Source organism: Sporichthya sp., assembly GCF_013815995.1.
Classification (GTDB): domain Bacteria; phylum Actinomycetota; class Actinomycetes; order Sporichthyales; family Sporichthyaceae; genus Sporichthya.
The window spans coordinates 1-9,234 of record NZ_JACDFE010000183.1; the positions used below are offsets into that span (position 1 = coordinate 1).

9 protein-coding genes are annotated in these 9,234 nt (G+C 70.3%); 8 read left to right on the plus strand and 1 reads right to left on the minus strand.

Going from position 1 to position 9,234, the window contains the following annotated elements; all coding sequences use genetic code 11:
* From infB to H0X00_RS17920, 8 genes are all read left to right on the plus strand, one after another.
* Positions 1-2,074 (plus strand): translation initiation factor IF-2 (gene infB, locus H0X00_RS17885; RefSeq protein WP_293773546.1); only part of this gene is annotated, 2,074 nt, incomplete at its 5' end.
* Positions 2,075-2,082: 8 nt separating this feature from the next.
* Entirely contained in the window at positions 2,083-2,376 is a 294-nt protein-coding gene (locus H0X00_RS17890) for a DUF503 domain-containing protein (RefSeq protein ID WP_293773549.1), read from the plus strand.
* Entirely contained in the window at positions 2,376-2,849 is a 474-nt protein-coding gene (rbfA, locus tag H0X00_RS17895; RefSeq protein ID WP_293773551.1) for a 30S ribosome-binding factor RbfA, read from the plus strand. The genes H0X00_RS17890 and rbfA overlap by 1 nt, the downstream gene beginning before the upstream one ends.
* On the plus strand, positions 2,846-3,754 hold the full coding sequence (truB, locus tag H0X00_RS17900) for a tRNA pseudouridine(55) synthase TruB (protein ID WP_293773553.1): 909 nt from the start codon (positions 2,846-2,848) through the stop codon (positions 3,752-3,754). Before rbfA ends, truB begins: the two co-directional genes overlap by 4 nt.
* A gap of 58 nt (positions 3,755-3,812) precedes the next feature.
* On the plus strand, positions 3,813-4,745 hold the full coding sequence (locus H0X00_RS17905; protein ID WP_293773555.1) for a bifunctional riboflavin kinase/FAD synthetase: 933 nt from the start codon (positions 3,813-3,815) through the stop codon (positions 4,743-4,745).
* A gap of 135 nt (positions 4,746-4,880) precedes the next feature.
* A complete protein-coding gene (rpsO, locus tag H0X00_RS17910; RefSeq protein WP_293773558.1) occupies positions 4,881-5,150 on the plus strand; it encodes a 30S ribosomal protein S15 in 270 nt (89 codons plus the stop codon).
* 176 nt (positions 5,151-5,326) lie between these two features.
* On the plus strand, positions 5,327-7,543 hold the full coding sequence (locus H0X00_RS17915; protein WP_293773560.1) for a polyribonucleotide nucleotidyltransferase: 2,217 nt from the start codon (positions 5,327-5,329) through the stop codon (positions 7,541-7,543).
* Positions 7,540-8,904 (plus strand): pitrilysin family protein, encoded by a 1,365-nt coding sequence (locus H0X00_RS17920; protein ID WP_293773561.1) that lies wholly within the window; start codon positions 7,540-7,542, stop codon positions 8,902-8,904. Before H0X00_RS17915 ends, H0X00_RS17920 begins: the two co-directional genes overlap by 4 nt.
* 43 nt (positions 8,905-8,947) lie before the next feature.
* Here the strand turns inward: H0X00_RS17920 and H0X00_RS17925 are convergent, their stop codons facing one another.
* The gene (locus H0X00_RS17925) at positions 8,948-9,193 is read right to left on the minus strand and encodes a DUF3099 domain-containing protein (RefSeq protein ID WP_293773562.1); all 246 of its coding nucleotides are present in this window, start codon (positions 9,191-9,193) and stop codon (positions 8,948-8,950) included.
* Between the last annotated feature and the right edge of the window lie 41 nt (positions 9,194-9,234).

Here is a 9,234-nt window from a genome sequence, read left to right on the forward strand (position 1 = left end):
TGGTGGCGGTGGCGGTGGCGGTGGCGGTGGTTTCCGTCCCGGTGGTGCGCCCGGTGGAGCTCCCGGTGGCGCCCCCGGTGGTGGTGGTTTCGCCGGTCGTCCCGGTGGTGGCGGTCCCGGTGGCCGTGGCCGCGGTGGCACGGCAGGCGCTTTCGGTCGCCCCGGCGGTCGCCCGACCAAGGGCCGCAAGTCCAAGAAGCAGCGGCGTCAAGAGTTCGACAACATGCAGGCGCCCTCGATCGGTGGCGTGCAGCTGCCCCGCGGTCAGGGCCAGACGGTCCGGCTGCCGCGCGGGTCCTCGCTGACCGACTTCGCCGAGAAGATCGGCGCGAACCCTGCGTCGCTGGTTGCCGTGATGATGCACCTCGGCGAGATGGTCACCGCGACCCAGTCCGTCGGTGACGAGACGCTCGAGCTGCTCGCGCAGGAGCTCAACGTCGTCGTGGAGATCGTGTCCCCGGAGGACGAGGACCGCGAGCTGCTGGAGACCTTCGACCTGTCGTGGGGCGAGGACGAGGGCGGCGAGGAGGACCTGGTCATCCGGCCGCCGGTCGTCACCGTCATGGGTCACGTCGACCACGGCAAGACCAAGTTGCTGGACGCGATCCGCAACGAGAACGTCGCCTCCGGTGAGGCCGGCGGGATCACCCAGCACATCGGCGCCTACCAGGTCATGGCCCACGCGGGCGAGGACAAGGAACGCCGCATCACCTTCATCGACACCCCGGGTCACGAGGCGTTCACCTCGATGCGTGCCCGTGGTGCCCAGGTCACCGACATCGCGATCCTCGTGGTGGCGGCGGACGACGGTGTGAAGCCGCAGACCATTGAGGCGCTCAACCACGCGCAGGCGGCCGGCGTGCCGATCGTCGTCGCGGTCAACAAGATCGACAAGGAAGGCGCCGACCCGGCGAAGGTGCGCGGTCAGCTCACCGAGTACGGGCTGGTGGCCGAGGAGTACGGCGGCGACACGATGTTCGTCGACATCTCCGCCAAGCAGCACCTGGGTATCGAAGAGCTCCTGGACGCGGTCATCCTGACCGCCGACGCCTCCCTCGACCTGCGGGCCAACCCGGTCCAGGACGCCCAGGGTGTCGCGATCGAGGCGCACCTCGACCGTGGCCGCGGCCCCGTCGCGACGGTTCTGGTCCAGCGTGGCACCCTGCGCGCCGGCGACTCGATCGTCTGTGGCGACGCGTTCGGTCGCGTCCGGGTCATGCTCGACGAGCACGGCAACACCCTCACCGAGGCCGGCCCGGCCCGTCCGGTCATGGTCGTCGGTCTCACCTCGGTGCCCGGCGCGGGGGACAACTTCCTCGTCGTGTCCGAGGACCGGGTCGCCCGGCAGATCGCGGAACGGCGCGAGGCGCGCGAGCGCAACGCGCAGCTCGCCCGGCAGCGCAAGCCGCGGTTCAGCCTGGAGAACATCCAGGAGGCCCTGGCCGCCGGACAGCGCGACGAGTTGCTGCTCATCATCAAGGGCGACGTGTCCGGTTCGGTTGAGGCCCTCGAGGATGCCCTGCTCAAGATCGAGGTCCCCGGCGACGAGGTGCACCTGCGGGTCATCCACCGCGGCGTCGGTGCGATCACCGAGTCCGACGTCAGCCTGGCTGCCGCCTCGGACGCGATCATCGTCGGCTTCAACGTCCGCGCCGAGGGCAAGTCCCGCGAGGCGGCCGACCGCGAGGGCGTGGAGATCCGGTTCTACTCGGTGATCTACCAGGCCATCGAGGAGATCGAGGCCGGCCTCAAGGGCATGCTCAAGCCGGAGTACGAGGAGGTGCAGCTCGGTACCGCCGAGGTGCGCGCGACCTTCTCCTCCTCGAAGTTCGGCACGATCGCCGGTTGCATGGTCCGCACCGGTCTGATCCGCCGCGGCACCAAGGGCCGGCTCATCCGCGACGGGGCGGTGGTCCAGCCCAACCTGACCATCGACTCGCTGCGTCGCGAGAAGGACGACGCGACCGAGGTTCGGGAAGGCTTCGAGTGCGGTATCAACCTGGGGTCGTTCAACGACATCAAGGTCGATGACGTGATCGAGACCTTCGAGATGCGGGAGAAGCCGCGCGCGTAGGTAACACCATGTTCGTAGGCAGCCTCAGCGTCGATCTGCTGCTCGGCGACGTGCACTCCCTCAAGGAGAAGCGCGGCGTCGTGCGGCCGATCGTCGCTGAGCTGGTGCGCAAGTTCCCGGTCTCCGCCGCCGAGGTCGGGAACCACGACCTGCACCGCCGGGCCCTGATCGGCGTGGCGGTGGTGGCCGGGGACGCAGCCCACTGCCACGAGGTGCTCGACGCGTGCGAGCGCCTGGTGGCGGGGCGCCCTGAGATCGAAGTTCTGAGTACACGTCAGAAGTTGTGCGGAGAGGACGACTGATGGGTGTGAGCCCCGGGGCTGCCGCGCGAGCGCGCAAGCTGGCCGACCGGATCAAGGTCGTCGTCGCCGAGACCATCGAGATGCGGGTCAAGGACCCGCGCCTCGGGTTCTTGACGATCACCGACGTCCGGGTCACCGGCGACTTCCGTGACGCCACGGTGTTCTACACCGTCTACGGCAGTGACGAGGAGCGCATCGGGACGGCCGCGGCGCTGGAGAGCGCCAAGGGCGTGCTGCGCTCGGAGGTCGGCAAGCAGACCGGCGTGCGGCACACGCCCTCGCTCACCTTCATCCTCGACGCCCTGCCCGACACCTCGAAGTCGATCGAGGACCTGCTGGCCAAGGCGGCGCTCGCCGACGCGGAGCTGCACAAGCAGGCTGACGGCGCCCAGTACGCCGGCGAGGCCGACCCGTACCGCAAGCCCCGTGAGGACGACGAGGACGACGAGTCCGAGGACGACGAGACCGCATGAGTGGGGCGGGCCCGAAGCCCGGGCTCGGCGGGCTGGTCATCGTCGACAAGTTCGCGGGGATGACCTCGCACGACGTGGTCGGACGGATCCGCAAGCTCGCCAACACCCGCAAGGTCGGGCACGCCGGGACGCTGGACCCGATGGCCACCGGCGTGCTGGTGGTCGGCATCGAGCGGGCCACCCGACTGCTCGGCCACCTGGCCGGCGGGGACAAGAGCTACGCCGCCACCATCCGCCTGGGCGCGGCGACCGACACCGACGATGCGATGGGCATGGTGACCGCGTCCGCGGACGCCTCGGCGGTCGGCGACGAGGCGATCGCGGCCGGGATCGCCGTGCTGAGCGGGGACATCGAGCAGGTGCCCTCGACCATCAGCGCGATCAAGGTCGACGGCAAACGGGCCTACAGCCGCGCCCGGGCCGGCGAGGAGGTCGAGCTCGCGGCCCGCGCGGTCCAGGTGGAGCGGTTCGCCGTGCTGGCCACCCGTCGCGCGGGGGAGTACGTCGACCTGGACGTCGAGGTGGACTGTTCCACCGGCACCTACATCCGCGCTCTGGCCCGCGACCTCGGCGCGGGCCTCGGCGTGGGCGGTCACCTGACCGCGCTGCGCCGCACCCGGGTCGGACCGTTCGGCCTCGACGGTGCGCACACCCTCGACGAACTCGCCGAGACCTGGACCACCGTGCCGATCGCGCAGGCCGCGCGGGCCACCTTCGCCCACCGCGACGTCGACGCGGAGGCGGCGCGGATCCTGGTCAACGGCGGCTGGTTGCCCGCGGAGCTGGCCGGGGTGGAGGGCGCGACCGGCCCGACCGCGGTCTTCGGCCCGGACGAGTGGTTCTGCGGCCTGATCGAGGTCCGGGACGGCCGCGCGCGCCCGATCGCCGTCTTCGGGGATGCCTGAGCGGCTGCTCTATACGATGACCCCGCGGCTGCGGGCGCATCGAGACGAGGGAGATCGGGTGCAGATCTGGCACGGTCTCGACGATGTGCCCCGCGCCGACGCCGGTCCCTGTGTGGTGGCGATCGGCAAGTTCGACGGGGTGCACCGCGGGCACGCCCGGGTGCTGGCCAAGGCCCGGGCCTACGCCGACGAGCGCGACCTGCCGATGTACGTGGTCACCTTCCACCCGCACCCGGCCGCCGTGCTGCGCCCCGAGATCGCGCCGAGGATGATCGGCAGCCTCGCCGACCGGCTGGAACGGCTGGCCGCCAACGGGGCGGACGCCGTGCTGGTCGTCCCGTTCACCCTCGAGCTCGCTGCCGTCACCGCCGAGCAGGCCACCCGCGCGGTCCTGGCCGAGGCGCTCCAGGCGAAGGTCGTCGTGGTCGGGGCGGACTTCCGTTTCGGGTCCGGTGCCGCCGGGGACGTCACGATGCTGCGCCTGATGGGGGCTGCGTACGGCTTCATCGTCCACGCGGTCGAACTGCAGACCGACGAGGTGGACAAGTACTCCTCCACCCGGGTCCGGGAACTGCTGGGGGTCGGGGACGTCGCGACCGCGGCCACCATCCTGGGCCGGCCGTACGCCGTCACCGGTCCGGTGATCCGCGGTGAGCAGCGCGGCCGGGACCTGGGCTTCCCGACGGCGAACCTGGAGATCCCTGACGAGCTGGCAGCGCCGCTCGACGGGGTGTACGCGGGCTGGCTGGTGGACGGCGCGGACCGGTATCCGGCGGCGATCTCGGTGGGGGACAACCCGACCTTCGTCGGGGCCTCGCACCGGGTCGAGGCCTACGTGCTGGACCGCACCGATCTGGATCTCTACGGCAAGAAGGTCTCGGTCGAGTTCGTCGAATGGATCCGGGACATGCTGCCCTTCGAGGGCATCGAACCCCTGATCGAGGCCATGAACGGCGACGTCGAGGACGCCCGGCGCATTCTGGCCCGGTAGGACGCCGATTTCGGGCCTGACCTGCTGCGCTGGTAGCGTGAGCGCGCCGTGATACGGCCGCGGAGAGATAGAGCCCGGGTGGACCTGCCCCGGCGCGCCGCGCAGCGACCCCGACAAGGAGCCCTGAGCTAAGTAATGCCGCTCGACAGTGCACAGAAGAAGGCAATCCTCTCCGAGTACGCCCTCAGCGACAACGACACGGGCTCCCCGGAGGCGCAGGTCGCGATGCTGACCAAGCGCATCAGCGACCTCACCGAGCACCTCAAGGTGCACAAGCACGACCACCACAGCCGGCGCGGCCTGCTGCTGCTCGTCGGTCGCCGTCGTCGGCTCCTGAAGTACCTGGCCGCCACCGACATCGCGCGTTACCGCGTGCTGATCGAACGGCTCGGCCTGCGCCGCTAGCGCCGCCCGGATTTTTTCCACCCGCAGGAGCGGTCGGTAAGCGAGAAAGTTCGCCCCCGGTCCTCGGTAGTGGCCCCCGGAGTTGTTCGCCAGAACCTCCGTGGACCTCGATCGAAGACCGGATCGAGAACGACGCGCGAACCCGGCCGTCTCCTCAACACAGAGGAGGGGCGCCCATGGAGGGTCCCGAGATCACGTTCGCCGAAGCCACGATCGACAACGGTCGCTTCGGAACCCGCACCATCCGCTTCGAGACCGGCCGCCTTGCCCAGCAGGCCGCCGGTGCCGCCGCGGTCTACCTGGACAACGGCACGATGGTCCTGTCCGCGACCACGCACGGCAAGAGCCCGCGCGAGAACCTCGACTTCTTCCCCCTCACGGTGGATGTAGAGGAGCGGATGTACGCCGCGGGCCGCATCCCCGGCTCGTTCTTCCGCCGCGAGGGCCGGCCCTCCGAGGACGCGATCCTCACCTGCCGCCTGATCGACCGGCCGCTGCGCCCCAGCTTCGCCAAGGGCCTGCGCAACGAGATCCAGATCGTCGAGACCGTGCTCGCGCTCGACCCCGACGACCTCTACGACGTGGTCGCGATCAACGGCGCCTCGATGTCGACCCAGCTCTCCGGCATCCCGTTCTCCGGCCCGATCGGCGCCGTCCGCGTCGCCCTGATCGAGGGCCAGTGGGTGGCGTTCCCGCGGCACTCCGAGCTGGAGCGCGCCGTGTTCGACATGGTCGTCGCCGGTCGCGTCATGGAGGACGGCGACGTCGCGATCATGATGGTCGAGGCCGAGGCCACCACCGAGACGATCGACCTGATCGCCGGCGGCGCCACCGCGCCCACCGAGGAGGTCGTGGCCGAGGGCCTCGAGGCCTCCAAGGCGTTCATCGCGGTGCTCTGCGCCACGCAGAGCGAGGTCGCGGCCAAGGCCGCCAAGCCGACCGCCGAGTTCCCGATCTTCCTCGACTACTCCGACGACGTGCTGGAGGCGGTCACCGCTTCCGCCGGCGAGCAGATCGCCGCCGCGCTGACCATTGCCGGCAAGGCCGAGCGCGAGAACGAGCTGGACCGGGTCAAGGCCGAGACCAAGGAGAAGCTCGCGTCCCAGTTCGAGGGCCGCGACAAGGAGATCTCCGCCGCGTTCCGCTCGGTGAACAAGAAGGCCGTGCGTCAGCGCATCACCAAGGACAAGGTCCGCATCGACGGCCGTGGGCTGCGCGACATCCGCGAGCTGGGCGCCGAGGTCGAGGTCATCCCGCGGGTCCACGGTTCGGCCCTGTTCGAGCGCGGCGAGACCCAGATCCTGGGTGTCACCACGCTGAACATGCTCCGCATGGAGCAGATGGTCGACACGCTCAACCCCGAGACCCGCAAGCGCTTCATGCACAACTACAACTTCCCGCCGTACTCGACCGGTGAGACCGGTCGCGTCGGGTCGCCGAAGCGCCGCGAGATCGGCCACGGCGCGCTGGCCGAGCGGGCGATCCTGCCCGTGCTGCCCAAGCGTGAGGAGTTCCCCTACGCGATCCGCCAGGTCTCCGAGGCGCTGAGCTCGAACGGCTCGACGTCGATGGGCTCGGTCTGCGCCGCCACCCTCTCGCTGCTCAACGCCGGCTGCCCGCTCAAGGCGCCGGTCGCGGGCATCGCGATGGGCCTGGTCTACGAGGGCGGGGAGTACACCACGCTCACCGACATCCTCGGCGCCGAGGACGCCTTCGGCGACATGGACTTCAAGGTCGCCGGCACCAAGGAATTCGTGACGGCCCTTCAGCTCGACACCAAGCTCGACGGCATTCCCGCCTCGGTGCTCGGCGCCGCGCTGACCCAGGCCCGCGAGGCCCGGCTGCACATCCTTGACGTCATGAACGAGGCGATCGACGGCCCCGATGAGATGAGCGAGTTCGCGCCGCGGATCATCGTCATCAAGATCCCGGTGGACAAGATCGGCGAGGTGATCGGCCCGAAGGGGAAGATCATCAACCAGATCCAGGCCGACACCGGCGCCGAGATCTCGATCGACGATGACGGCACGATCTACGTCGGCGCCACCAACGGCCCGTCGGCCGAGGCGGCGCGGAACACGATCAACGCGATCGCCAATCCGACCATGCCGGAGGTCGGCGAGCGTTACCTGGGCACCGTGGTGAAGACCACGACCTTCGGTGCGTTCATCTCCCTCGTCCCCGGCCGCGACGGGCTGCTGCACATCTCGCAGCTGCGCAAGCTGTCCGGTGGGAAGCGGGTGGAGAACGTCGACGACGTGCTCGCGGTCGGCTCCAAGCTGCTCGTCGAGATCGCCGAGATCGACCAGCGCGGCAAGCTCTCGCTGATCCCGGTCGTCGAGGGTGAAGAGGGCTCCGACGACGGTGACGCCGACTCGTCCGACGACGAGTGACAAAGCGTCAGAACTGGTTGCCGGCAGGGGAGCAGAAGCCCGGGTCCACCCGGACCCTGCTCCCCGCCGGCAGCACCAACGGCTCGGTCTCGGGCGCGGTGCGTCGCACCGTGCTCCCGGGCGGCCTGCGGATCCTGACCGAGGACATGCCCTCGGCCCGGTCCGCGACGTTCGGCATCTGGGTGGGCGTCGGCTCGCGGGACGAAACCCGCAGCCTCGCCGGCGCCACCCATTTCCTTGAGCACCTGCTGTTCAAGGGCACCCCGCGCCGGGACGCGCTCGCCATCTCCTCCGCGCTGGACGCGGTGGGTGGGGAGATGAACGCGTTCACGGCCAAGGAGTACACCTGCTACTACGCACGGGTGCTCGACCGCGACCTCCCCTTGGCGATCGACGTCGTCTCGGACATGGTCACCTCCTCCCTGATCGCGAAGGCGGACGTCGACGGCGAGCGCGACGTGATTCTCGAAGAGATCGCGATGCACGCCGACGACCCGACCGACGCCGTGCACGACGAGTTCGCCGCCGCCCTGCTCGGCGACTCTCCGCTGGGCCGGCCGATCCTCGGCACCGTGGACTCGATCACCGGCATGAGCCGCACGGCGATCGCGGGGCACTACAAGCGCCGCTACACGGCGCCCAACCTCGTCGTGACCGCGGCCGGCCGCGTGGAACACGCCGAGGTCGTCAAGCTGGTCAAGGCCGCGTTCAAGGCCGCGGGGGCGCTCGGCGAGGACGGCACGCCGCCGGCCTCGGCCCGGCTCGGCGGTAAACCGTTCAAGGCCCCCGGTGGGGTCCGGCTCTCGACCCGTCCGACCGAGCAGGCCAACGTGCTGCTCGGTGTGCCCGGGCTGGCCCGTACCGACGACCGCCGCTACGCCCTCGACGTGCTGAACACCACGCTCGGCGGCGGGATGAGCTCCCGGCTGTTCCAGGAGGTCCGGGAGAAGCGCGGCCTGGCCTACTCGGTCTACAGCTACGCGGCGCACTACGCCGACCTCGGCATGTTCGGCGTCTACGCCGGTTGCTTGCCGAAGAAGGTCGACCAGGTGCTCGAGGTCTGCCGCGAGCAGCTGGCCGACGTCGCCGCCAACGGCATCACGGCCGAGGAACTGGACCGCGCGCGCGGCCAGCTCAAGGGCTCCTTCGTGCTCGGCATGGAGGACACCGGTTCCCGGATGGGACGCCTCGGCAAGTCCGAACTGGTCTACGACGAGCTGGTCTCGGTCGACGAGGTGCTGGCCCGGGTCGACGGAGTCAGCCTCGACGACGTCGCCGCGGTGGCCGCCGACCTGCTCGCCCCGGCGCCCACCCTCGCCGTCATCGGCCCCTTCGACGACCCGAAGGTCTTCGCCGCCTGACCCCCGCCAGGGCCGACACCAGCGACCACGGGCACCCGCGGAGTCAGCGGGTGTTGCCCAACACCGCGGCGATCGGCGGCATGAACGCCGCGATCGCCAGGGCGGTCAGGCGGATCGGGATGGGCGCAGGCACGAAGAAGCCGAAGCCGACCAGGACCAGGCACGGGATCATCACCCGGAAGTAGCGCCGGCGCCGGGCCGCGATCGATGCCAGCAGCGCCTCCCGGTCGGTTGGGGTGTGGACGTCGAACACCGGCGGCTCGTCGGAGCTCCCGCATCGGCGTCGCACCCTCCCAGTGTCGCCACCCCTGGGGGACGTCGTCCCCCAGG